The 21,859-nt window shown below is 65.5% G+C and carries 24 protein-coding genes; 12 read left to right on the forward strand and 12 right to left on the reverse strand.

The window, feature by feature from the left end:
* Window positions 1-6: 6 nt before the first annotated feature.
* Window positions 7-450 carry a phasin, PhaP gene (locus tag DDE13_RS11750; protein WP_111404419.1) on the reverse strand — a complete coding sequence of 148 codons (444 nt, stop codon included), beginning with the start codon at window positions 448-450 and terminating at the stop codon, window positions 7-9.
* A gap of 153 nt (window positions 451-603) precedes the next feature.
* Window positions 604-2,397 (reverse strand): class I poly(R)-hydroxyalkanoic acid synthase, encoded by a 1,794-nt coding sequence (phaC, locus tag DDE13_RS11755; RefSeq protein ID WP_111404376.1) that lies wholly within the window; start codon window positions 2,395-2,397, stop codon window positions 604-606.
* A 111-nt stretch (window positions 2,398-2,508) separates the two neighbouring features.
* Between phaC and phaZ the strand changes: the two genes are divergently transcribed.
* Window positions 2,509-3,777, forward strand: a complete 1,269-nt coding sequence (gene phaZ / locus DDE13_RS11760; RefSeq protein ID WP_111404379.1) for a polyhydroxyalkanoate depolymerase — start codon at window positions 2,509-2,511, stop codon at window positions 3,775-3,777.
* 184 nt (window positions 3,778-3,961) lie between these two features.
* Here the strand turns inward: phaZ and DDE13_RS11765 are convergent, their stop codons facing one another.
* Both DDE13_RS11765 and DDE13_RS11770 read right to left on the reverse strand, forming a co-directional pair.
* Complete coding sequence (locus DDE13_RS11765) at window positions 3,962-4,963, reverse strand: alpha/beta hydrolase (protein WP_111404381.1); 1,002 nt, start codon at window positions 4,961-4,963, stop codon at window positions 3,962-3,964.
* Entirely contained in the window at window positions 4,963-5,703 is a 741-nt protein-coding gene (locus tag DDE13_RS11770) for an alpha/beta fold hydrolase (RefSeq protein WP_111404383.1), read from the reverse strand. Before DDE13_RS11770 ends, DDE13_RS11765 begins: the two co-directional genes overlap by 1 nt.
* A gap of 153 nt (window positions 5,704-5,856) precedes the next feature.
* On the opposite strand from DDE13_RS11770, the gene DDE13_RS11775 reads away from it, so the two are divergent.
* From DDE13_RS11775 to thrS, 3 genes are all read left to right on the forward strand, one after another.
* A complete protein-coding gene (locus tag DDE13_RS11775; protein ID WP_111404421.1) occupies window positions 5,857-6,633 on the forward strand; it encodes an ArsR/SmtB family transcription factor in 777 nt (258 codons plus the stop codon).
* The gene (locus DDE13_RS11780; protein WP_111404385.1) at window positions 6,630-7,031 is read left to right on the forward strand and encodes an MAPEG family protein; all 402 of its coding nucleotides are present in this window, start codon (window positions 6,630-6,632) and stop codon (window positions 7,029-7,031) included. The genes DDE13_RS11775 and DDE13_RS11780 overlap by 4 nt, the downstream gene beginning before the upstream one ends.
* Window positions 7,032-7,225: 194 nt before the next feature.
* The gene (gene thrS / locus DDE13_RS11785) at window positions 7,226-9,172 is read left to right on the forward strand and encodes a threonine--tRNA ligase (RefSeq protein WP_111404388.1); all 1,947 of its coding nucleotides are present in this window, start codon (window positions 7,226-7,228) and stop codon (window positions 9,170-9,172) included.
* Here thrS and DDE13_RS11790 read toward each other — a convergent pair.
* Window positions 9,169-9,504, reverse strand: a complete 336-nt coding sequence (locus DDE13_RS11790) for an arsenate reductase family protein (RefSeq protein WP_328587841.1) — start codon at window positions 9,502-9,504, stop codon at window positions 9,169-9,171. The two genes, thrS and DDE13_RS11790, sit on opposite strands and share 4 nt — an antisense overlap.
* Window positions 9,505-9,682: 178 nt before the next feature.
* Between DDE13_RS11790 and DDE13_RS11795 the strand changes: the two genes are divergently transcribed.
* Both DDE13_RS11795 and DDE13_RS11800 read left to right on the forward strand, forming a co-directional pair.
* Window positions 9,683-9,892, forward strand: a complete 210-nt coding sequence (locus DDE13_RS11795; protein ID WP_111404390.1) for a cold-shock protein — start codon at window positions 9,683-9,685, stop codon at window positions 9,890-9,892.
* A 206-nt stretch (window positions 9,893-10,098) separates the two neighbouring features.
* Entirely contained in the window at window positions 10,099-10,383 is a 285-nt protein-coding gene (locus tag DDE13_RS11800; RefSeq protein WP_111404393.1) for a hypothetical protein, read from the forward strand.
* Between the two features lies 1 nt (window position 10,384).
* Here the strand turns inward: DDE13_RS11800 and thyX are convergent, their stop codons facing one another.
* Window positions 10,385-11,299 carry an FAD-dependent thymidylate synthase gene (gene thyX / locus DDE13_RS11805; RefSeq protein ID WP_111404396.1) on the reverse strand — a complete coding sequence of 305 codons (915 nt, stop codon included), beginning with the start codon at window positions 11,297-11,299 and terminating at the stop codon, window positions 10,385-10,387.
* A 146-nt stretch (window positions 11,300-11,445) separates the two neighbouring features.
* Here thyX and DDE13_RS11810 point away from each other — a divergent pair, with 146 nt between their 5' ends.
* Complete coding sequence (locus tag DDE13_RS11810; protein WP_111404398.1) at window positions 11,446-11,880, forward strand: VOC family protein; 435 nt, start codon at window positions 11,446-11,448, stop codon at window positions 11,878-11,880.
* 57 nt (window positions 11,881-11,937) lie between these two features.
* Here the strand turns inward: DDE13_RS11810 and DDE13_RS11815 are convergent, their stop codons facing one another.
* The 3 genes from DDE13_RS11815 to DDE13_RS11825 all read right to left on the reverse strand — a co-directional run bounded on the left by DDE13_RS11815 (window position 11,938) and on the right by DDE13_RS11825 (window position 13,219).
* On the reverse strand, window positions 11,938-12,435 hold the full coding sequence (locus tag DDE13_RS11815; protein ID WP_111404400.1) for a MarR family winged helix-turn-helix transcriptional regulator: 498 nt from the start codon (window positions 12,433-12,435) through the stop codon (window positions 11,938-11,940).
* Between the two features lie 80 nt (window positions 12,436-12,515).
* Window positions 12,516-12,830, reverse strand: coding sequence for an FAD assembly factor SdhE (locus DDE13_RS11820; RefSeq protein WP_111404402.1), 315 nt, complete (start codon window positions 12,828-12,830; stop codon window positions 12,516-12,518).
* Complete coding sequence (locus tag DDE13_RS11825) at window positions 12,827-13,219, reverse strand: helix-turn-helix domain-containing protein (RefSeq protein ID WP_111404425.1); 393 nt, start codon at window positions 13,217-13,219, stop codon at window positions 12,827-12,829. Before DDE13_RS11825 ends, DDE13_RS11820 begins: the two co-directional genes overlap by 4 nt.
* Window positions 13,220-13,294: 75 nt before the next feature.
* On the opposite strand from DDE13_RS11825, the gene DDE13_RS11830 reads away from it, so the two are divergent.
* Window positions 13,295-14,497, forward strand: coding sequence for a pyridoxal phosphate-dependent aminotransferase (locus tag DDE13_RS11830; RefSeq protein ID WP_111404404.1), 1,203 nt, complete (start codon window positions 13,295-13,297; stop codon window positions 14,495-14,497).
* Here the strand turns inward: DDE13_RS11830 and DDE13_RS11835 are convergent.
* Both DDE13_RS11835 and DDE13_RS11840 read right to left on the reverse strand, forming a co-directional pair.
* Window positions 14,490-15,878, reverse strand: coding sequence for an MATE family efflux transporter (locus DDE13_RS11835; RefSeq protein ID WP_235868679.1), 1,389 nt, complete (start codon window positions 15,876-15,878; stop codon window positions 14,490-14,492). The genes DDE13_RS11830 and DDE13_RS11835 overlap by 8 nt on opposite strands.
* 113 nt (window positions 15,879-15,991) lie before the next feature.
* Window positions 15,992-16,759: a hypothetical protein gene (locus tag DDE13_RS11840; RefSeq protein ID WP_111404406.1), complete on the reverse strand. Its 768-nt coding sequence runs from the start codon at window positions 16,757-16,759 to the stop codon at window positions 15,992-15,994.
* A 174-nt stretch (window positions 16,760-16,933) separates the two neighbouring features.
* On the opposite strand from DDE13_RS11840, the gene parE reads away from it, so the two are divergent.
* From parE to DDE13_RS22860, 3 genes are all read left to right on the forward strand, one after another.
* A complete protein-coding gene (gene parE / locus DDE13_RS11845) occupies window positions 16,934-18,895 on the forward strand; it encodes a DNA topoisomerase IV subunit B (RefSeq protein WP_111404429.1) in 1,962 nt (653 codons plus the stop codon).
* Between the two features lie 139 nt (window positions 18,896-19,034).
* A complete protein-coding gene (locus DDE13_RS11850) occupies window positions 19,035-19,424 on the forward strand; it encodes a BrnA antitoxin family protein (protein WP_222626084.1) in 390 nt (129 codons plus the stop codon).
* A gap of 59 nt (window positions 19,425-19,483) precedes the next feature.
* Window positions 19,484-20,278 carry a hypothetical protein gene (locus tag DDE13_RS22860; RefSeq protein ID WP_162630966.1) on the forward strand — a complete coding sequence of 265 codons (795 nt, stop codon included), beginning with the start codon at window positions 19,484-19,486 and terminating at the stop codon, window positions 20,276-20,278.
* A gap of 129 nt (window positions 20,279-20,407) precedes the next feature.
* On the opposite strand, the gene DDE13_RS11855 is transcribed toward DDE13_RS22860, so the two are convergent.
* Window positions 20,408-20,833 carry a c-type cytochrome gene (locus DDE13_RS11855; protein WP_235868680.1) on the reverse strand — a complete coding sequence of 142 codons (426 nt, stop codon included), beginning with the start codon at window positions 20,831-20,833 and terminating at the stop codon, window positions 20,408-20,410.
* Window positions 20,834-21,085: 252 nt separating this feature from the next.
* Between DDE13_RS11855 and DDE13_RS11860 the strand changes: the two genes are divergently transcribed.
* Window positions 21,086-21,796 (forward strand): DUF1194 domain-containing protein, encoded by a 711-nt coding sequence (locus tag DDE13_RS11860; protein ID WP_111404410.1) that lies wholly within the window; start codon window positions 21,086-21,088, stop codon window positions 21,794-21,796.
* Window positions 21,797-21,859: the final 63 nt, after the last annotated feature.

Genomic DNA, 21,859 nt, shown 5'->3' on the forward strand with positions numbered 1-21,859 from the left:
GCGGAATTACTTGGCCGCAGCCGTCGCCGTGGTGGTGGCCTTCTTGGCCGCCGCGGTCATGTCGGTCGTCGCCTTCTTGACGGCGGCGGTAGCGTCTTCGCTGATGTCCTTGCCGGCGGCCAGCATCAGTTCGACGGTTTCCATCTGCACCTTCTTCGCGACTTCGGCGAAAGCAGCCATGGCTTCCGAGGTCATTTCCGCCTGAGCCGATGCGAAGTCGGTCATCGCCTTGCCGTAGTCGGCCGGCTCTTCCTTGACGGAGGTCACGGCGGCGAACTTGGCCAGCGTGTCCTTGGTCCACTTGGACGAGATTTCGCTCGACTTCTCGGCGGCTTCCAGCGCCACTTTCGACATCTTGTCGCTCAGCGTCGCCGACGTCTTGAACGCGTCCTGCATCGCCTTGGTGTCGACGGGGAATGCACCCATCATTTCCTGCATCATCTTGGTCATGTCGTTCGATTTGGTCGCAGCCATTTGTCTTCTCCTGAGCAGTAGGCGGAAACACTTGACCGCCTTCGTTGTTGCTGACCCGTATATGCATGCTGCACCGCAGCAATTCAACCCCTAATTCTGCAACGCGGCATATTTTTGACGCTGCGGCACCTACCCCTTCGACTGGGCGACCACATAGGTGCCGGGCGCATCGGCCAGCGGCGGATGATCGGCATTGCCCGGCGTGCGCGCGGGCACCTGCTTGCCGGACTTCTTGGCCAGCCATTCGCCCCAGCGCGGCCACCATGACCCTTCGTTGAAGGTGGCGCCGTCAAGCCAGGCCTCGGGGTCCAGCTTCAGGTCCGTATTGGTGTAGTGGCCGTATTTCTTCTTCGACGGCGGGTTCACGATCCCGGCGATATGACCCGACTGGGACAGGATGAAGGTCTTCGACCGGCTGCCGAATTTCTGCACCCCGCGATAGGATGGCTTCCACGGGGCGATATGGTCGGTCTCGCACGCGATGGCACAGAGCGGCGTCTTCACGTCGCCCGAACTGACCGTCTCGCCACAGATCGTGAAGCCCGTCGTGGCGAACCGATCCTGCTGGCACAGCCCGCGCAGGTACTCCACCGCCATCTTGCCCGGCAGGTTCGTCCCGTCGCTGTTCCAGTGCAGCAGGTCGAAGGCGGGCGGAGTCTCTCCCATCATGTAGCTGCGCACCGCGGGGCCATAGATCAGGTCGTTCGAGCGCAGGAAGGAAAAGGTCCGCGACATGAAGAAGCTGTCGAGAATCCCGGTGCGCCCGCATTCCCGTTCGATCCCGTCCACGAAATTGTTGTCGAGGAACACGCCGACCTCGCCCGGATCGGAGAAATCGGTGAGCGTCGTGAACAGCGTCGCGGCCTTGATCGACGTGTCGCCGCGCTTGGCCATCAGGGCCAGCGTCACGCTCAGCGTCGTGCCCGCGATGCAGTAGCCCACAGCGTTGATCTGCGCCTCGCCCGTGATTTCCTTCACCTTGTCGATGGCGGTCAGGTATCCTTCGGACACGTAGTCATCCATGCCCACATCGGCATAGCTGGCATCCGGGTTCACCCAGGACACGACGAACAGCGTGAAGCCCTGGTCCACGATCCACCGGATCAGGCTGTTCTTCTCCTTCATGTCGAGGATGTAGAATTTGTTGATCCACGGCGGGAAGATCAGCAGCGGCGTGGTGTGCACCGTCTCGGTCGTGGGCGCGTACTGGATCAGCTCGAACAGGCGGTTGCGGAACACGACCTTGCCCGGCGTGGTCGCAAGGTTCTCGCCCACCTTGAAAGCGCTCGGATCCGACAGCGTCACAAGAAGCTCGCCGTCATGGGCCTCGATGTCGCGCACGAGGTTCTCGAGCCCCTGCACCAGCGACTGGCCCTGCGTTTCCACCGCGCGTTCCAGCGCATCCGGGTTGGTCGCCAGGAAATTGGTGGGCGCGAACATGTCGATGATCTGGTGCGTGAAGTAGCTCACGCGCTGGCGGTCCTTGTCGTCCAGATCCTCCAGCGCCGCCACCGCATCGTCGATCGCCTGCGCGGTGCGCAGGTAGTTCTGCTTGATGAAATTGAAGTATGGATGCGTTTGCCACAACGGATGGGCAAATCGCTTGTCGCCCGGCGTGTCGTCCGGCGGCGCCATCAGCTTGCCGCTCGACAGGGTCTTCTGCACGTCGACGTAATGCTGAAGCATCTTGCCCCAGTATCCCGCCTGGTGCTCGATGATCTTGGCCGGATTGTTCAGCCACTCGTGCCAATACGCGGTTGCCGCCTTGACAAAAACGTCCTGGCTCGGACCGTGCAGAGCAGGGTCCACCTGCCGCTTGTTGGCCATCGCCGCCACCAGCCGCTGGGACAGTTCCTCAAGCCGCGATACGTTCTCGTTCAGGCGTTCCAGTTCGGCGCCCGTGGCTTTTTCGTCAGTTGTCATGTCCCGGATTCCCCCGTAGTCTCTGCAAACTGTTTGTATCGTCGTAGAGGAGGGGGGCCAAAGCGACGAATTGTTACGGGCGGTCACATGACCCGGCCCCAGGAGACGATGATGCGCTACATGGCGACCTACGACGTTATGGAAACGGCCCGCAACACCTTTCAGTGGATGGGGTCCACGGCGCGCGCCATCGGGTCGCTGCCCGCCATGGGGCTGGCGCCGACCCCGGCGTTCAAGCTGATGGCCGCCTGGGGCGAGGTGGCGGAACGCAGCTTCGCGCGCATGATCGCAAAGCCCGACTGGAACATCACCTGCGTGGTGGGCGATGACGGGCGCGACCATATCGTGACCACCCACAGCGTCGTGGCCCGGCCTTTCGGCGATCTCGTGAAATTCGAGGTGCAGGGACGCAACCCGATGCGCCGCCGCGTGCTTCTGGTGGCCCCGATGTCGGGACACTATGCCACGCTGCTGCGCTCCACCGTGCTCAGCCTGCTGCCCGATTGCGACGTGTTCATCACCGACTGGCACAACGCGCGCGACATTCCCGTGTCCGAAGGCAAGTTCGATATCGAGGATTACACGCGGTATCTGGTCGAGTTCATGGAAGAGCTTGGCCCCGACCTGCACGTCATCGCCGTGTGCCAGCCCGCGCCGCTGACGCTGGCCGCTGCGGCATTGCTGGCCGAACGGAACCCGGACGCGCAACCGGCGACCCTGACCCTGATCGGCGGCCCGATCGACCCGGACGCCGCGGCGACGGACGTGACCGATTTCGGCCGCCGCATCACCATGGGCCAGCTCGAAGAGCTTGCGGTGCAGCGTGTCGGCTTCAACTACCGGGGTGCCGGGCGGCTGGTCTATCCGGGCCTGCTGCAACTGACATCCTTCATCTCCATGAATGCCGACCGGCACGGCGAGGCGTTCTTTAACCAGATCGTGCGCACCGCCAAGGGCGAGTCGAGCGACCATGACCACCACAACAAGTTCTACGACGAATACCTCGCCGTGATGGACATGCCCGCGGAATTCTACCTCTCGACGGTGGAACGCATCTTCAAGAACCTCGAGATCGCCGAGAACCGCTTCGTGGTGGATGGCCACCCCGTGGATATCGGCAAGATCACCGACATCGCGGTCAAGGTCGTCGAGGGCGAAAAGGACGACATCAGCGCGCCGGGCCAGTGCCTTGCCGCGCTGGACCTGCTGACGGGTCTGCCCGACGGCAAGAAGGCCGCCCATCTCGAACCCGGCGCGGGCCATTACGGAATCTTCGCGGGCAAGAGCTGGCGCAACAACATCCGCCCGCTGGTGCTGAATTTCATCGACAGCAACGCCCGCCCCGCCCCGCAGCCGGCTCAGGGCCTGCGCAGCGTCTGACAACGCGGGCACAGCGTACCGACACACGCCCGGCAAATCCGCTTCGACGGGTCGCCACGGACTAGGCCCTCGACCGGAATTCTTCGCCCGGCGCAGGCGGCACCGCGTCGCGGCGGGGCGTGCCCCGGTCGTCGTCCAGGACTGGCCCGTCCCCGATGCGAAGATGCGGGAAACGCCCGCGCCGCTACAACCCTGCGGCCCAGCGTTCTATCCGGGCGACCAGCGGTGCCGTGCCGCCGGGGCTGAGGATATCGCCCGCAAGCACATGCCCCGCGCTGTCGTCGCCGGGCCGCAGGGACACCGACATGAGTTCCGCCGATGCGCCGCTGTCCTGCCCCCAACGCGCCGCCGCCCGCAGCGCCGCATGGCTGTCCACGATCAGGTCCCGCTCGGACACCATGAACAGCGCGGGCACCCGCGCCGCCCCGGCATCCAGCGACCGCACGGCCCGGGTCAGCGCCCCGAGCGGTGCAAGCGCCACCGTCGGATAGCGCGTCGTCCAGTGCCGCGCATGGTCGGGGCTGCGCGGTTCGAACCCGCGCTCCTGTCCCACCACGAACGGCGCCCAGACCCGCACGCCCGGCCATTCGATCAGCCGCCCCGGCCAGCCCGCCACGCGGAAATTCGGCGACACGAGGACAACTCCCGCCACACCCTCCGACATCGCGCCATCCTGCGCGGCCATCGCGGCCAGCGCGCCGCCGGTCGAGGTGCCGATCACCAGAACCCGCGTTCCAAGCGCACGCCCGATGGCCAGCGCCTCCGCCGTGTCGGCCATCCAGTCCGCCACGGATGCCTCGGCCATGGCTGCCCCATCCCGCCCATGCCCCGAAAGGCGCGCGAAGAACAGGTTCGCCCCCAGCGCCGCCGCCACTTCGTCCGGCACCGGGCGGATTTCCTCCCGGCTGGCCGAGAACCCGTGCAGATAGACCACCGCCCAGTCGGTGCGCTCCCCCGGCGCACCGGCCCAGACGATCCGCTTCGCCGCCTCGGGGCGCAGGTCGGGCACCGCGGCCTCCTGCGCGGCAACCCATGGCTCCAAGTCATCCAGCGGCGGCAGGTCCGGCGCGGGTGCGGACAGCACCACGGGCTCGGTCGGCCCCACCCAGTCCAGCACGAGCATCGCCAGCCACAGGACGACCCCGACCCCGATCACCCACCGCAGCACCGCCATCAGCGTGTCCATCAGCCCCCGACCTCCGTGATCGCGGCCTCGATCAGCGACAGGCAGGCGGGGCTGGAAAAACGGTGATCGGCATCCTTCACAAGCACCAGCCGCATGTCGTCGCCCTCCGCGTGGTCCAGCAGCCGCACCGCCTTCGCCACAGAGACCTCCACATCCGCTGTGCCCTGCAGGAACCGCGCCGGGAACGGCAACGCGAGCGGCGCATCGAAGATCCTGCGCGCGCGCCCTTCGGCGATCATCCGCGCGGTGACCGGCAGGGGCGCCCCGTAATCCGACGGCAGCGCAACCGATCCCTCCGCGTCCAGCCGCGCGCGGGCGGCGCCGTCCATCCCGTCCCACAGGTCATCGGTAAAGTCCGGCGCCGCGGCGATGGTCACCAGCCCGGCCACCCGGTCCGGCACGGCGCGCGCGAGCAGCAACGCAATCCACCCGCCCATGGACGACCCCACAAGGATCTGCGGCCCCGCGGTCAGCGCATCCAGCACCGCGCGCGCATCCGCCGCCCAGTCGCCGATGCAGCCATCGGCAAATGCGCCCGACGACACCCCATGACCGCTGTAGTCGAACCGTAGAAATGCCCGGCCCCGCGCCCGCGCCCAGGCCTCCAGATGCGTCGCCTTGGTGCCGGACATGTCCGACGCGAACCCACCCAGAAAGACCACGCCGGGGCCATCTCCCGCGACCCGGCCATAGCCGATCCGCCGTCCCTCGGGCGTGTCCAGAAATTCGGGCCCTCGCATGCGTGTCCTCCCTGCGCGCGGGACCAGCCTCGCCTCACGACGCGCGCGGCGCAAGCCCGTCCGGGCACGGTCCCGGCAGAAAGGGGACTGGACGCACATCGCGCATAAGTTACCATATTGTCACGTGACCATAGAATCACGTATATGCGGTTCATGGACAAGCTCTTCAAGGCCCTCGGCGACCCCGCCCGACGCGAAATCCTCGATGCCCTGCGCGCGCGCGACGGGCAGACGCTCGGCGATCTGGCCACGCGGTTCGAGATGACCCGCTTCGGGGTGATGAAACATCTCGGCGTGCTGGAGGACGCGGGGCTCATCACCACGCTCCGGCGGGGGCGGTTCAAGTACCACTACCTCAACGCCGTGCCGCTCCAGCAGGCCATCGACCGCTGGATCGAACCGCTGATCGCCAAACCCGCGGCCCGTGCGCTCATCGAACTCAAGTCCACACTGGAAGGAGACCAGACCATGCACGACACCGACGCCAAACCCGATTTCGTCCTGCAGACCTTCATCCGCTGTTCGCAGGACGCGCTTTGGGATGCGCTGACCCGGGCAGACCAGATGGCGGCGTGGCACTTCATGGCCCATCGCGTGGACCGGGAAGGCGACTGCTTCGATTACCGCTTCGCGGATGGGTCGCTGATGCTGCGGTCGCGCGCGATCGAGATCACGCCGAAGACCCGCATCGTCGCCACGTTCGAGCCGCAATGGGAAGGCGGCGGCGCGCCGTCGCGCACCGTGTTCCGGATCGCGGCCGAGGGCGACCATTGCAGCCTGACGGTCGAACATTACGGCCTGACCTTCCCCGTCCTCCCCGGCGAAGGGGTGTCCGACGGCTGGGCCCGCTGGGCGGCGGGGCTGAAGACCTGGCTGGAAACCGGCGAAGCGGTCCGCTTTGCCCATGTGTCCGACGGGGGCGCGGCATGACCGCGGAACTGTTCTGGCTGACGCTGACCGCGTTGCTGGCCGCGTCGCTCTGGCTTCCCTTCATCGTCGGGATGAACACGCAGGCAGGCCGGGCACACGCCGATTTCCTGCGGCCGCCCGACCTGCGCGCGCTGCCCGCCTGGATGCACCGGGCGCACCGGGCGCATCTGAACCTGCTCGAACAGTTCCTGCCCTTCGCCGTGGTCGTGCTGGTCGCGCATCTGGCCGGGGTATCCACCCCGGTGACGGTCTGGGCCAGCGTCGCGTTCTTCTGGGTCCGTCTCGCCCACGCGGCGGGCATGATCTCGGGCATGGCGCGGATGCCCCTGCGGCCGGTCCTGTTCACCGCCGGCTGGGTCTGCATCCTCGCCATCGCGGCGGTGGTTCTCGTGGTATGACCCGACAGTCCCGGCGCACGGGCGGCGCGGACGCAGGGCATACCGGAGTCATACAAGAGTCATACGGGAGTCATACACGGGATCGCGGCCTCGGCGGGCGGCTTGACACCGCGCCGCGCCCCGGCCAGAACGCGCCAAACCCATACCCGCAACCGGGCGTTTCGTAGGCGCCGAACCGACGAGGAGGCCAGACAATGGCGAACGTCACCCTCACCCTTCCCGATGGCTCCCAGCGCGTCTATCCCGGCGGAACGACCCCCGCCGCCGTGGCCGAGGATATCTCCAAGTCATTGGCGAAAAAGGCGATTTCCGCCAAGGTCAACGGCGCTCACTGGGATTTGCAATGGCCCATCGACGCGGATGCCGATATCGCCATCCACACCATGAAGGACGACGCGCAGGCGCTGGAACTCATCCGGCACGACCTTGCGCATATCATGGCCCGCGCCGTGCAGGCGATCTGGCCCGACGTGAAGGTCACCATCGGCCCCGTGATCAGGAACGGCTGGTACTACGACTTTGACCGGGCAGATCCCTTCACCCCCGAAGACCTTGGTCTCATTGAACAAAAGATGAAAGAGATCATCGCGGCGCGCGATCCCGTCCGCACGGAGGTCTGGGACCGCGCCCGCGCCATCGCCCATTACGAGGCGAACAATGAACCCTACAAGGTCGAACTGATCGACTCGATCCCGGGCGACGAACCGCTGCGGATGTACTGGCATGGCGACTGGCAGGACCTGTGCCGCGGCCCGCACCTGCAGCACACGGGCCAAGTGCCCGCGGATGCGTTCAAGCTGATGTCGGTCGCGGGCGCCTATTGGCGCGGCGACAGCACCCGGCCCATGCTGCAACGCATCTACGGCGTGGGCTTCCAGAACCGCGAAGACCTGAAGGCGCATCTGCATTTCCTCGAAGAAGCCGAAAAGCGCGACCACCGGCGGCTGGGGCGCGAGATGAGCCTGTTCCATTTCCAGGACGAAGCGCCGGGCATGGTCTTCTGGCATCCCGATGGCTGGACCATCTACCGCCAGCTCGAAGACTACATGCGCCGCCAGCTGGACCGCGACGGCTACCGCGAGATCCGCACGCCGCAGGTCGTGGACCGCAAGCTGTGGGAAGCCTCGGGCCACTGGGACAAGTACCGTGAAAACATGTACATCACGGAAATCGACGAGGAACACGCCAACGAAAAGCGCGTCAACGCCCTCAAGCCCATGAACTGCCCCTGCCACGTTCAGGTGTTCAACCAGGGCATCAAGTCCTACCGCGACCTGCCCCTGCGGCTGGCGGAATTCGGATCGTGCCACCGCTACGAAGCCCATGGCGCGCTGCACGGGCTGATGCGGGTGCGCAACTTCACCCAGGACGATGCGCATATCTTCTGCACCGAAGACCAGATCGAGGCGGAATGCGCGAAGTTCATCGACCTGCTGTCGCGCGTCTACAAGGACACGGGTTTCGGCACCTTCGACATCAAACTGTCCACCCGACCCGATGTCCGCGTCGGCAGCGATGCCGTCTGGGACAAGGCCGAAGCCGCCCTTGAAAAGGCGATCCTGTCGGTGCGCAACGATTATGAAGTCGACCCGGGCGAAGGGGCGTTCTACGGCCCCAAGCTCGACTTCAAGCTGACCGACGCGATCGGGCGCGAATGGCAATGCGGCACGTTCCAGGCGGATTTCAACCTGCCCGAACGGCTCGACGCCAACTACATCGGCGCGGATGGCGAGAAACACCGCCCCGTGATGCTTCACCGCGCCGTGCTGGGCAGCTTCGAGCGGTTCATCGGCATCCTGATCGAGAACTACGCGGGCCGGATGCCGTTCTGGCTGGCCCCGCGGCAGGTCGTCGTCGCCTCCATCGTGTCGGACGCGGATGATTACGTGCGCGAGGTCGTCAACGCCCTGCAGGCCGCGGGCATCCGCGCCGAGGCCGACCTGCGCAACGAGAAGATCAACTACAAGGTGCGCGAACACTCGGTCGCCAAGGTCCCCGTCATCCTTGCCTGTGGCGCGCGCGAGGTCGAGAACCGCACCGTCACCGTGCGCAGGCTTGGTGAAAAGGCCACCGTCACCGAACCGCTGGACGCCATCACCGACACGCTGGCCCGCGACGCCCGCGCACCGGATATCGTCTAGACCCGCAGGGCCGCCTGCACCGGCGCGGTCCAGCCCAGATGGGCCGCGCCGTCCGTCACGATCACCGGGCGCTTCATCAGCGCCGGGTGCTCCGCCAGCAGGTCGGCCGGGTCACGCGCCCGGTCGCCTTCCGACAGCCCGCGCCATGTCGTGGACTTACGGTTCACCAACTCGGGCCCGAACCGATCCAGCCATGCGGCCAGCGTCGCGCGCGGCACGGGGTCCGACCGCACGTCGTGCAGCGCCACATCATGCCCCGCCGACGTCAGCGCCCGCATCGCCTTGCGGCAGGTATCGCACGCCTTCAACCCGTAGATCGTGATATCCGCCATGGCGTCCCCCTGCCCGCGCGCCCGCATTTTTCGGGAAATTTACTTGCCTTCGCGCCGATTCACCCTTGTTTTATCCCTGCACGAACAGGGTGCAAGCGGGATCGGGCATTCGGTCGGGTCCGCCCCGCGCGTCGAAGGCGGCCGGCCCGGACACGGGCGCAGAACGGGGAGATACGCGATGCCCACAGGCACCGTGAAATGGTTCAACACGACAAAGGGTTTCGGCTTCATCGCGCCCGACACGGGCGGAAAGGACGTTTTCGTCCATATCTCGGCCGTCGAACGCGCCGGTTTGACGGGGCTCGCGGACAACCAGAAAGTGGAATACGAAATGCGCGCCGGGCGGGACGGGCGCGAATCCGCCACCGATCTGCGGCTCCTCGACTGAAACGGACGGGGCGCCGACAGCGCCCTTGATTTAGGCAAATAACCAGAAGCCGATCAGGAAATCGGCAACACCGCATCTGGTTTCTGCGGTGCAGCATTTCTTGTTTTGCGCCGCGCCCCGGCTCGACCATCTTGGATGCAGGGGGATCGGCGCTCGGCACACACGCCCCTTTTGCCGGTCCTTCGCATCCGCGAAAGGAGCCGGAGATGTCCCGTTTCGTTCTCGATCTCGTTCTTTACTACGCCTGCGCGCTGTCATCCGAGGCGGCAAGCATGCCCGGCGCGGACGCGATGCGCTGCTCGCGCGCCTACGAGACTGCCAAGACCCATTTCTACAGTGCAGATCCGGCGCCGCAAGGCAGCCCTGCCCGCGCCACCCAGTCCAACGCGGCCTTCGCGGCCTTTCGCGCATGGGAAGCCGCGAACCCGGACGCTGTCGCGGCGCTCAAGGCGATGGCACGCGACTGGCAGGGCCACGGTCCCGCCGCCTGAGCTAGCCGCCCGGCGCGATCAGGGCGCGAAACTCGCGCCACTCGCCGGCACTCATGCCGCTGGTGTCCTGCGTGACGGTCTCCCCCGCAAGCATCCGGCGCAGGCAGTCCAGCCCCCGCGCCGACAGTTGCGCCCCGCCCATGCGGTAATCCTCGAACGCGGCATAGGCGGCGGGCACCCAGTCCGCCACGATCCGGCAGATCGTGTCGGCATAGACCCGGATCTCGTACTGCGCATGGGGGTCGGCCCGCAGGCGCAGGAAATGGAACAGGTTGTGCAGGTCCACCTTCCAGTACCACTGGGTATAGACATTGGCGGGCAGGTTCATCCGCGCCAGTTCCCGCGCCAGTCCCTGCTGCCCCTCCTGTGACAGCATCGCCTCGTAATGGTCATAGGCCCGGTCCGCATCGGCGCGCAGCATGTCCAGCACGCGCGCAGCCTCCTCCCCCTCCAGCACGGCACCGCGGCCCTGGTTGTTCTGGGTCGATTGCGCGGCAAGCTGGTCGGGCGCGGGGATATAGAACTCGCGGTCAAGGATCGAATACCGCGCCGAGTATTCGTTGACGTTCGCGGTGCGGTGCCGGATCCACTGCCGCGCCACGAAGACCGGCAGCTTCACATGCAGCTTGATCTCGCACATCTCGAACGGCGTCGAATGCCAGTGCCGCATGAGGTAGCGGATCAATCCCGCATCGTCGCGCGCCTTCTTCGTGCCCGCGCCATAGCTGACCCGCGCCGCCTGCACGATGGCGCTGTCATCGCCCATGTAATCGATGACCCGCACGAAGCCGTGGTCCAGCACCGGGTGGGCGGTGTAGAGATGCGCCTCCATTCCCTCGCTCACCGCGCGGCGGGTCGGGCGGGTCTCGGCACGGGCCGCGGCGATATCGTCAAGCTGGTCTTGGGTCAGGGACATGGCGGTCTCCGTCTGAGTCGCTACGCTTACGATATATGGACAAGCGGGGGCGCGAAACCACCAGATGGAGTTTTCCACAGGATCGACGCAGGGCTTGTTCGCGCATGAGGCAATGGTATGTCAGGGACAACCAAGGAGGATTATCCATGAAGATCGAATACCTGCACACCATGGTGCGCGTGAAGGACCTGGAGGCGTCGCTGGCCTTCTACAAGCTGCTCGGGCTGGTCGAACGGCGGCGGATCGAGAACGACAAGGGCCGCTTCACGCTCGTATTCCTGTGCCCGCCCGACCAGGCCGATGGGCGCGCCGACGTGGAACTGACCTACAACTGGGACGGCGACGACGCCCTGCCGTCGGACAGCCGTCACTTCGGCCATCTCGCCTACCGGGTCGAGAACATCTATGACAAATGCGCGGAATTGCAGGCCGCGGGTGTGACGATCAACCGCCCGCCGCGGGATGGTCACATGGCGTTCGTCCGGTCGCCGGACAACGTGTCGGTGGAACTGCTTCAGATGGGGGAGTCGCTTCCGCCGCAGGAACCGTGGGCAAGCATGGAAAATGTCGGCCACTGGTGATCGGGTCGGAAAGGGCGGACCGTTCTGGTCCGGATCGGTCGGGCGGTGCCCGGCGGATCAATAGATATAGCGGATCTGGTCGGTCCAGTACCGTTCGACCCGCTTGAGCGAACTGTTGATGGTGGCGATTCCGTCCGCCCCCATCACGCCGCGGCTTTCCAGACCCTCGGCATGGCGGGCGAACAGGCCCTCCATGATCCGGCGGATCTCGCGGCCCCGTTCGGTCAGCTTCACGCGGACAGAACGGCGGTCCACCTGGCAGCGCTGGTGGTCCATGAACCCCATCTCCACCAGTTTCTTCAGGTTGTAGGACACGTTCGACCCCTGGTAATACCCGCGGGTCTTCAGTTCACCGGCCGTGACCTCGTTATCGCCGATATTGAACAGCAGCAGCGCCTGCACCGCGTTGATCTCAAGGATGCCGATCCGTTCGAATTCGTCCTTGATGACATCGAGAAGCAGGCGGTGCAGCCGTTCGACAAGAGCGAGCGATTCGAGATAGCCGCCCATCAGGTCGGCCTCTGCCCGCTCCGGCAGGTTAGGGTGTATGCTCATCGCAATCCTCCATCGTTACACGTCTGACGAAGGTCGCGGGATTCTGCCAAAATTGGGTTAAGTTGCGCGGCGAAGATGCTTCAATTGCGCGCAATATTCGACTGGTGCGCCGCGATCAGGCTGACGAGGTCCAGGTATTCGGGCGGCGTCGGCGTCTGCCCGCTGACCCACCCGTAAAGATCGTGGTCGTTCTCGGTCAGAAGCGCGTCGTACAGGTCCAGCCCTGCCGTCGGCAGCTTCGCCAGCTCCTCCGCCGCGAAGGCGCCGAGGATCAGGTCCATCTCCTTGATGCCCCGGCGGATCGACCGCATGCGCAGCCGTTTCAGCCGCGTCTCGCGGGGCTCGTCCGCTCCACCGCCGGTTTCGCGCAGGGGATCGCGCACGGGATCGCTCATGCCGCCGGTTCCTTCAGCAGGCTGCGCAGGCGCTTTTCCAGCTGTCCGATCCGCTCCGCCTCGCGCAGAAGGTCGGTACGCACCTGCCGCATCTCCGACAGCACCTTGCGCAGGTCGTCGCCCAACGGCTCGTCGCTCGGCCCCGGCCCGTCGCCCTCGGCGGTCAGCAGCCATGTCAGCGACACGCCGAGCAGCCCCGACAGCATCTGCAGCCGGTTCGCGCGCGGCTCGGCCAGGTCGTCCTCCCACTTGTCGATGGTAGACAGCTTCAGCCCCATGCGCCGCGCCAGTTCGGCCCGCGTCATGCCCGCAGCCTCCCGCGCCCCAGCAAGCCGGTCGCCCAGCGTGCTGTTTTCCGGCGTGAACCAGGGCTCGTCGGTTTCCGCCATATCGGCGGTCATCTCTTGATCGATCATGCTGCACATCCTAAGCACCCGCATCATCCATGACAACCGGAGAGCCCGATGACCTTCCTGTCCGCGACCCTTGCCCGCGTAAAACCGTCCCCCACGATCGCGGTCACCACCAAGGCCCGCGAGCTGAAAGCAGCCGGAAAGGACGTCATCGGCCTTGGCGCCGGGGAGCCCGATTTCGACACCCCCCAGAACATCAAGGATGCGGCCATCGCCGCCATCAACGCGGGCAAGACGAAATACACCGCCGTCGACGGCCTGCCCGAACTGAAGGACGCGATCTGCGCCAAGTTCAAGCGCGACAACGGGCTCGACTACACGCCCGCGCAGGTCACCGTGGGCACGGGCGGCAAGCAGGTGCTGTACAACGCGCTGATGGCCACGCTGAACCCCGGCGACGAGGTGGTGATACCTGCCCCCTACTGGGTCAGCTACCCCGACATGGTGCTGCTCGCGGGCGGCACGCCGGTCGTGGCCGAAGCCTCCAGCCAGACCGGCTACAAGCTGACGCCGGAACAGCTCGAAGCCGCGATCACACCCAAGACCAAGTGGCTGATCTTCAACTCGCCCTCCAACCCCACCGGCGCGGGCTACGCCTGGGACGAGCTGAAGGCCCTGACCGACGTGCTGATGCGCCATCCCCATGTCTGGGTGATGTCGGACGACATGTACGAACATCTCGTCTATGACGGGTTCGAATTCTGCACCCCCGCACAGGTCGAACCGGCGCTCTACGACCGCACGCTGACCGTCAACGGCGTGTCCAAGGCCTATGCCATGACCGGCTGGCGCATCGGCTACGCCGCAGGCCCGGAACAGCTGATCGGCGCGATCCGCAAGGTGCAGTCGCAATCCACCTCCAACCCCAGTTCGATCAGCCAGTGGGCCGCGGTAGAGGCGCTGAACGGCACGCAGGATTTCATCCCGGTCAACAACGAGACGTTCCGCCGCCGCCGCGATCTGGTGGTGTCGATGCTCAACGCCTGCGAGGGCATCACCTGCCCCACGCCCGAAGGCGCGTTCTACGTCTACCCGATGATCGCGGGCTGCATCGGCAAGACCTCCGCCGGCGGGACGAAGATCGACGATGACGAAACCTTCGCCACGGCCCTGCTGGAGGAAAAGGGCGTCGCGGTCGTGTTCGGCGCGGCCTTCGGGCTCTCGCCCTGCTTCCGGGTCAGCTACGCGACCTCGGACGATGCGCTGAAAACCGCCTGCACGCGCATCCAGGAATTCTGCGCCACGCTCACATGACGAATGCGGGGCGCGCGGGGGAGCCCTCCGCGCGCTCCAGCCCCGGGACGATGTACCACCAGAACCGGCGCAGCATCAGCACGGCGGCACAGGCCAGCCCGAAGGCCAGACCGACCCAGATGCCGACCCCGCCCCATCCGGCGGTGAACCCCAGCAGATACGCCACCGGCGCCCCCAGCAGCCAATAGCTGATCGCGGCATAGATCATCGGCACGCGCGTGTCCTGCACGCCGCGCAACACACCCAACGCCATGACCTGCACGCTGTCGGCCACCTGGAACAGCGCAGCCGCCGCCAGCAGCGTCACGCCGATGGCCATGATCGCGGGCAATTGCGGCTCCGCCGGGTCGAGGAACAGCCCGATCAGGGGCCGCGGCACGGCCAGGAACACCGCCACCGTCACCAGCGCCACGACAAGCGACAGTGCCGCCGCCACCAGCGCGGCGCGCCGCAGATGCCCGACATCGCCCCGCCCATAGGCCCGGCCCGCGCGCACCGTCGCCGCCTGGCTCAGGCCCAGATGCACCATGAACACGGCGGTCGCCAGTTGCAGCGCGATGCCATGGGCGGCCAGCGCCTCGGTCCCGACCCAGCCCATCATGATCGACGCCGCCGAAAACAGCCCGACCTCGGCCAGCGTCGTGACACCGATGGGAAAACCCATGCGCAGCACGCGGCGCAGGGCGCTCCAGTCCGGCCGCCACAGGCGTACGAAGATCTCGTGCTGCGGTTCGCGCCAGCGGGCATAGACGGCCAGCCCCGCCATCGCCACGAGATTGGTCAGGATCGACGCGATGGCCGCGCCGCGCACGCCCAGCTCCGGCGCCCCGAGATTGCCGAAGATCAGCACCCAGTTGAAACCCGCATTGGCCACCGCCGACGCGAGCGTGACCCACAGCACGACCTGCGTGCGCTCCAGCGCGGACAGGTAGCTGCGCAGCACCATGATGATCAGCGCCGGAAACACACCCCACGCCGCGATGGCGAAATACTGCCCCGCCAGCAGCGCCACGCGCGGCGGCTGGCCCATCAGGCCATAAAGGTCCGGGGTGAACACCAGCGGCGGCACGGTCAGCACCGCAAACCCAAGCGACGCCCACAGCCCCATGCGCGTGACCCGCCGCACCACAAGGTCGTCGCCCGCTTCCGCCGCCGCCGCGGCCAGCGGCATCACCGCCCAGGCGAAGCCCGACCCGAACAGGATCAGCACCATGATGATGGAATTGGCGACGACCAGCGCGGCAAGGTCCGGCACGCCGTACCAGCCCACCATCACGACATCGGTGACATGGATCAGGAACTGCCCCAGTTGCCCGCCGATCAGCGGCAGACCAAGGACAAGCGTGGCCCGGACATGGGCGGGATAGGACATCTGGGGCATGCGCGGCCCTTAGCGCGGCAGAACGCCGACGTCCAGCGGCAGCCACGGCAGGCCCGCCGGGAGGTCCCGGCTTTCGCCGGGACGGCACATGTCGGGATGTCGGGCCGGGCCGCTTACTGGGCTTCGAAATAGCGCTGCATGATCCGGCCCAGCCCGCCCTGCCGCTGCGCCTTGAGCGACGATGTGCCGGGCACGAAGCGGATGCCCCCCGCGAACGCGTCATAGCTGGCCACGTCGCGGTAGTCGTCGAACGCCTCAGCATAGTCGAGATAGAAACTCACGCCCCAGCCCGCGGGGCGGTATTCGACCCCCACGCCATAGCCCTCGCCATCGCCATCGGCCAGAACAGCCGCCGACAGGGCCAGCCCGCTTGTGGGATAGATCGTGATCTCGCCCTGCGCGAAGAAGGTGTTGTCGTCCCGCCCCGGCACCCTGTCCGCATCCGCCAGCATCTGAAGCCCCACGAGGCCGCGCAGGTCCAGCGACTCGCCCAGATGCTCGATGGAATAGGCGACTTCGGTGGTGCTGGTCAGTTCCTCGTCGTCGCGGAACCGCCCGCCCAGCCCGTAACGCTGATTGCCGACCTTGCGGGCAAAGACCAGTTCGGCCCCGTAATTGCCGGTCAGATCGCCGGACCAGTCGTCGTTATTGGCAAAGCCAAGCTCCACGGCCCCGCGCATCCGCCCGTCGCCGCCGGCCCCCCAAGTCAGGCCCAGCACCAGCCGCGCGATATCGTTGTCCAGTTCCTCGGTCGATCCCGGTTTCTCGATCTCGTCGCGCGCGGTATAGCCGAAGCCCGCGTCGAACTGCTGTGCGCCCGCCGTCCCGGCCACGACCCCGGCGACGCCCGCCGCGACAATTCCTGCCTTGATCCTGCGCATCTTGTTTGTCCCTGCCGCTCACGCCCCAGTATCTTGTGGCATGTCATAGGGCGCAAATCAACCGCGCGCGCCGCTGCCGATTGCCTGTCCCATCCTCCGCGCGCTATGGTGCCCGTCAATGACAGGACAATGACGCGCCCGCGACACCGCGCGACAGCGAAGGACGAGCAGCCCATGGCAGACGATCTCCTCTCCGGTGCAGCCCCCGGCGATGGCTACGACGCCTCGTCCATCGAGGTACTCGAAGGGCTGGAACCCGTCCGCAAGCGCCCTGGCATGTATATCGGCGGCACCGACGAACGCGCGCTGCATCACCTCGTGGCCGAAGTGCTCGACAATTCCATGGACGAGGCCGTGGCAGGCCACGCAACCCGCATCGAGATGGAGATGCACGCCGACGGCTCCGTCACCATCCGCGACAACGGCCGCGGCATCCCCGTGGACCCGCACCCGAAATTCCCCGGCAAATCCGCGCTGGAGGTGATCCTCTGCACGCTCCACGCCGGCGGCAAGTTCGGCGGCGACAGCTACGAAACCTCGGGCGGGCTGCACGGGGTCGGTGTCTCCGTCGTCAACGCGCTGTCGGATCACCTGCGCGTCGAGGTTGCCCGCAACCGCACCCTCTACGCGCAGGACTTCGCCCGCGGCATCCCGCAGGGTCCGGTGACCGAGATCGGGCAGGCCCCCAACCGCCGCGGCACCTCGGTCACCTTTCACCCTGATGCCGACATCTTCGGAAAGTTACAGTTAAAGCCCGCCCGCCTGCTCAAGATGGCCCGCTCCAAGGCCTATCTCTTCTCCGGGGTGGAAATCCGCTGGAAATCCGCCATCGATGACGGCGAAACGCCGCTCGAGGCCCGCTTCCACTTCCCCGGCGGGCTCTCGGACTATCTCGGCGAAACGCTGGGCGACGCCGCCACCTATGCCGACCGCCCCTTCGCCGGCAAGGTCAGCTTCCGCGAACGGCTCAACGCCCCCGGCTCCGTCGAATGGGCGATCAACTGGACCCCCGCCCGCGACGGCTTCATCCAGTCCTACTGCAACACCGTCCCCACCCCCGAGGGCGGCACGCACGAGGCCGGGTTCTGGGCCGCCATCCTCAAGGGCATCCGCGCCTACGGCGATCTCGCCAACAACCGCAAGGCCGCCCAGATCACCCGCGAGGACCTCGCCGCGGGCGGTTGCGCCGTCGTGTCCTGCTTCATCCGCGAACCGGAATTCGTCGGCCAGACCAAGGACCGGCTGGCGACGACCGAGGCCGCCCGGCTGGTCGAATCCGCCGTCCGCGACCATTTCGACAACTGGCTCGCCGCCGACACGAAATCCGCGGGCGCCATCCTCGACTTCCTCGTGCTGCGGTCCGAGGAACGGCTCCGCCGCCGCGCCGAAAAGGAAACCGCCCGCAAATCCGCCACCAAGAAGCTGCGCCTGCCCGGCAAGCTCGTGGATTGCACCCTGTCGGCCCGCGACGGCACCGAGCTTTTCATCGTCGAAGGCGACAGCGCGGGCGGCTCGGCCAAGATGGCGCGCGACCGCAAGACACAAGCCCTCCTGCCGCTGCGGGGCAAGATCCTCAACGTGCTCGGCGCCGCCTCCGGCAAGATGTCCCAGAACGCCGAGATCTCCGATCTCTGCCAGGCGCTCGGCGTCGGCATGGGGTCCAAGTTCCGCATCGACGACCTGCGCTACGACAAGATCATCATCATGACCGACGCCGACGTGGACGGCGCCCATATCGCCGCCCTCCTGATGACGTTCTTCTTTTCGCAGATGCGCCCGCTGATCGACGGCGGCCACCTCTACCTCGCCTGCCCGCCGCTCTACCGGCTCACCCAGGGCCCCAACCGCGCCTATTGCCTCGACGAGGCCGAGCGCGACGCGCTCATGGCCACCGGGCTGGGCGGCAAGGGCAAGATCGACGTGTCCCGCTTCAAGGGGCTGGGGGAGATGGACGCCAAGGACCTCAAGGACACCACCATGAACCCCGAAACGCGCAAGCTGATCCGGGTCAGCATCGACGATGACGAACCGGGAGAGACCGCCGATCTGGTGGACCGCCTCATGGGCAAACGCCCCGAGAAGCGGTTCGAATACATCACCGACAACGCGCGGTTTGTCGAAGAATTGGACGTGTAGTAAGTCGCTTGGCGACGCGCGCAATTTACGAACTGAGGATCGCGCCCGGCCCGAGGGTGGGCGTTCGCGCCCGCCCTGGGGGGCGGGTCGGGCGCGATCCGGGGCTGACGCCCCGGAAAAAACCCTCTATTCTTCGTAGATGCGCAGGGCGACGGCGGCTAATTTCGCGTGGCAACGCGAACAGAAGGGAATTGCAACGATGGCTCACGAACAGCGCCTGACCCGCAAGATCCACATTCCGTCAGACGAAGAGGATGCTGCGATCACGCGCGCGGTCGAAGAAGACCCGGACAACCCGCCGCTGGACGACAACTTCTTCGAGAACGCCCGCCCGGTCACCGACTATCCCGAAATCGCCGACATCCTGCGCCGCCACGGCAAACTCGGCCGCCCGCCCCTGCCCGAATCCGCGCGCAAACAGCGCGTGACCCTCTACCTCGACCGCGATATCGTGGCGGCGTTGAAGGCTGACGGCAAAGGCTGGCAAACCCGCGCGAATGCGGCGTTGCGGAAGGCGTTGGGGGTTTGAGAACGATTCGCAATTGCGACACTTGGTTTTTCGAACGCAAGATTTAAAGAAATGAGAAAATGAGAATTTGCGACGTTGATATTACTGAAATAAACTATGACGCTGGCCGCCCATCCCATACCCTTGAAATGATTGATTTGGGTCATTGCGACTATCCATTCAAGGGAAAAATGTCACTTGATCAAATCTTTAGATTTAGAGCAGTCCACAAAAAATTTCTTTCCCTTTTGCGCCTTCATGAAGCACTCTCGGAAAAAGAAAGCATTATGCTAGGATTCTGCAGTCCTTGGCAGAGAAATTTTCCTATCGAGGAAAGCGTTAAGGATGTGACTTATTCTACCTACAGCCTTCATGATTACCACTTTCTTGCAGAAAGTTTTGTTTTTGATATCCGACGATTCTTTGAAACACACTTGCACTTGATGCAAATCATCATCCATAGGGGCAAGAAGAGCAACTCCGAATCTTTTCCAGACGCGATAGATCCAGACGATTTGGGAGCGCTAATAAGAAATCGTGAAAGCAGAGAGCTCCAGAAAACGCTATCGCTGTGCTTTTTTGACGATCAAGATACAGAAGATCGCACTCTTGATTACCTTGGCTTGATAAACTGCCTTGGAAACGCTATGAGGCACCATGCATTATTTTCGGACGCATTCAACTTACTTGGCCATGGAACTCCTACTTTGGTTGGGTATGAATTTAACAATAAGAAAAATAACTCAAAGATACGCCCGGGAGCGAGATTTCACAATCACAACATCTTCCACTTAATGATGGGCTTTCAAGACACCTCACAGAAGATCATTGCTCGCAGCAAACGCCAACTTCATCCTCAAAGCAATGCGGAGTAGACGGACTTCGTAATGCGCTCCGCGCATTTCGGGCTCAAACGGTCCCCCGGACCGTTTGCAAGACGACCTCTCCCGGCACTCCGCGCGCTTCGGCCTCAAACGCTCCCCCGGAGCGTTTGCAAGACGACCTCAGCCCTGAACCGACTCCAGCCACACCACCAGATCCGCCACCGGCATCCCCGTCATCATCGGCTGGCCGCTCGGAAGGCGGAACACCACGTGGTCGTCGCTGCTCAGGAACGGGCCGAAGATCGGCATGTCGCCCCCGTGCGCCAGCACCCGGTTGCGCCCGTCGATCTGGCGCGCCACCATCTCCACCGGGAACACCCCGTCGTTCCGCGCCGAAAGCCGCGTCAGGTCCGGCGTCGGCACCGCGATGATCTCCGACATCGGCCCGTTGCCGGTCGCATCCGCCCCGTGGCACTGCGCGCAATAGGCCGCGAACAGCGCCTGTCCCTCGGCCGGGTCCGGGTCCGCCTCCTGCGCCGCCACACCCGCATGGAATACCAATGGGCACACCGCCACCAGCCCCGCCATCATCACTCGTTCCAGCATGACCGTCCCTCCTGTCATTGTTCGGATCATACCACGCCGCCCGGCGCGCGTCCCTGCGGCACCCGCATCACCCATCCGTGACCACCGCGTGCGCCACGCCGGGTTAGGGTCGGCAGATGTGTCCACGCGCCCCGGTCAGACGCTCATGGTTCCGACCCCGGCGCGGGCGCGTCCGACCGGAGTCCTATGAGAGTCATATGAAAGTCATATGCGATTCATATAACGCCCCCTTTCCCAGAACCGGAGCCGCCCATGCCCCGCGCCTTTCTCGCAGCCCTCGGAATTCTCATGGCAACCCAAGGGTTTGCCCAGGACACCGATCTCGAACTCGTGCTGCTGGCGGACGCCTCCGGCTCCATCGACCAGGCCGAGATCGCCTTCCAGCGCGAAGGCTACGCCACCGCCATCACCGACCCCGAAGTGCTTGAAGTCATTGCCGGAACCGCCTACGGCCACATTCTGGTCACCTACGCCGAATGGGCCGCCAACCAGGCCGTCGTGGCCCCCTGGACCCTCATAGACGGCCCCGAAGCCGCCGCAAATTTCGCCGATAGAATCCGCACCGGCCCCCGCGGCGCGTTCGGGCGAAACGCCATCGGCGACGCGCTTCTGTTCGGCAAAACCCTTATAGAAACCAACGATATGGACGGCTGGCGCAAGGTGATCGACTTCTCGGGCGACAGCGCGAATTCGTGGCGCGGCGCCCCCATGGAGTCCGCCCGCGACACCGTCGTCGACGCCGGCATCACCATCAACGGCCTGCCGATCCTGTGCTTCGACTGCCCTTCCGGCCGTGCGGGCTCCGGAGATCTCGAATCCCAGTACGAATCCCGCATCATCGGCGGCCTCGGCGCCTTCGTCGTCACCGCCGACAGCCGCGAAAGCTTCGCGGATGCCGTCAAACGCAAGCTGATCCTCGAAATCTCCGGCACGATGCCCGACCGCGACGTCGCCGCGCGCTAGGCCGTGTCTGCAATCAAGGGATTCCCGTTTGGTCTCATTTCTGATTCAAGATCGAAAACGGAG

This window comes from Meridianimarinicoccus zhengii (assembly GCF_003254465.1).
GTDB lineage: Bacteria > Pseudomonadota > Alphaproteobacteria > Rhodobacterales > Rhodobacteraceae > Meridianimarinicoccus > Meridianimarinicoccus zhengii.

Bases quoted from the DNA above. Each gene is read 5' to 3' on its own strand.
- DDE13_RS11850 (WP_222626084.1), top strand. From the start codon at position 19,035: ATGCGCAGGGCGACGGCGGCTAATTTCGCGTGGCAACGCGAACAGAAG.
- DDE13_RS11820 (WP_111404402.1), bottom strand. From the start codon at position 12,830: ATGAGCGATCCCGTGCGCGATCCCCTGCGCGAAACCGGCGGTGGAGCG.
- DDE13_RS11750 (WP_111404419.1), bottom strand. From the start codon at position 450: ATGACCAAGATGATGCAGGAAATGATGGGTGCATTCCCCGTCGACACC.
- DDE13_RS11765 (WP_111404381.1), bottom strand. From the start codon at position 4,963: ATGGACACGCTGATGGCGGTGCTGCGGTGGGTGATCGGGGTCGGGGTC.
- DDE13_RS11825 (WP_111404425.1), bottom strand. From the start codon at position 13,219: ATGGCGGAAACCGACGAGCCCTGGTTCACGCCGGAAAACAGCACGCTG.
- thrS (WP_111404388.1), top strand. From the start codon at position 7,226: ATGGCGAACGTCACCCTCACCCTTCCCGATGGCTCCCAGCGCGTCTAT.
- DDE13_RS11835 (WP_235868679.1), bottom strand. From the start codon at position 15,878: ATGCCCCAGATGTCCTATCCCGCCCATGTCCGGGCCACGCTTGTCCTT.
- phaC (WP_111404376.1), bottom strand. From the start codon at position 2,397: ATGACAACTGACGAAAAAGCCACGGGCGCCGAACTGGAACGCCTGAAC.
- DDE13_RS11840 (WP_111404406.1), bottom strand. From the start codon at position 16,759: ATGCGCAGGATCAAGGCAGGAATTGTCGCGGCGGGCGTCGCCGGGGTC.
- DDE13_RS11855 (WP_235868680.1), bottom strand. From the start codon at position 20,833: ATGCTGGAACGAGTGATGATGGCGGGGCTGGTGGCGGTGTGCCCATTG.
- DDE13_RS11780 (WP_111404385.1), top strand. From the start codon at position 6,630: ATGACCGCGGAACTGTTCTGGCTGACGCTGACCGCGTTGCTGGCCGCG.
- DDE13_RS11800 (WP_111404393.1), top strand. From the start codon at position 10,099: ATGTCCCGTTTCGTTCTCGATCTCGTTCTTTACTACGCCTGCGCGCTG.
- DDE13_RS11770 (WP_111404383.1), bottom strand. From the start codon at position 5,703: ATGCGAGGGCCCGAATTTCTGGACACGCCCGAGGGACGGCGGATCGGC.
- DDE13_RS11795 (WP_111404390.1), top strand. From the start codon at position 9,683: ATGCCCACAGGCACCGTGAAATGGTTCAACACGACAAAGGGTTTCGGC.
- parE (WP_111404429.1), top strand. From the start codon at position 16,934: ATGGCAGACGATCTCCTCTCCGGTGCAGCCCCCGGCGATGGCTACGAC.
- phaZ (WP_111404379.1), top strand. From the start codon at position 2,509: ATGCGCTACATGGCGACCTACGACGTTATGGAAACGGCCCGCAACACC.
- DDE13_RS22860 (WP_162630966.1), top strand. From the start codon at position 19,484: ATGAGAATTTGCGACGTTGATATTACTGAAATAAACTATGACGCTGGC.
- thyX (WP_111404396.1), bottom strand. From the start codon at position 11,299: ATGTCCCTGACCCAAGACCAGCTTGACGATATCGCCGCGGCCCGTGCC.
- DDE13_RS11815 (WP_111404400.1), bottom strand. From the start codon at position 12,435: ATGAGCATACACCCTAACCTGCCGGAGCGGGCAGAGGCCGACCTGATG.
- DDE13_RS11860 (WP_111404410.1), top strand. From the start codon at position 21,086: ATGCCCCGCGCCTTTCTCGCAGCCCTCGGAATTCTCATGGCAACCCAA.
- DDE13_RS11830 (WP_111404404.1), top strand. From the start codon at position 13,295: ATGACCTTCCTGTCCGCGACCCTTGCCCGCGTAAAACCGTCCCCCACG.
- DDE13_RS11775 (WP_111404421.1), top strand. From the start codon at position 5,857: ATGGACAAGCTCTTCAAGGCCCTCGGCGACCCCGCCCGACGCGAAATC.
- DDE13_RS11790 (WP_328587841.1), bottom strand. From the start codon at position 9,504: ATGGCGGATATCACGATCTACGGGTTGAAGGCGTGCGATACCTGCCGC.
- DDE13_RS11810 (WP_111404398.1), top strand. From the start codon at position 11,446: ATGAAGATCGAATACCTGCACACCATGGTGCGCGTGAAGGACCTGGAG.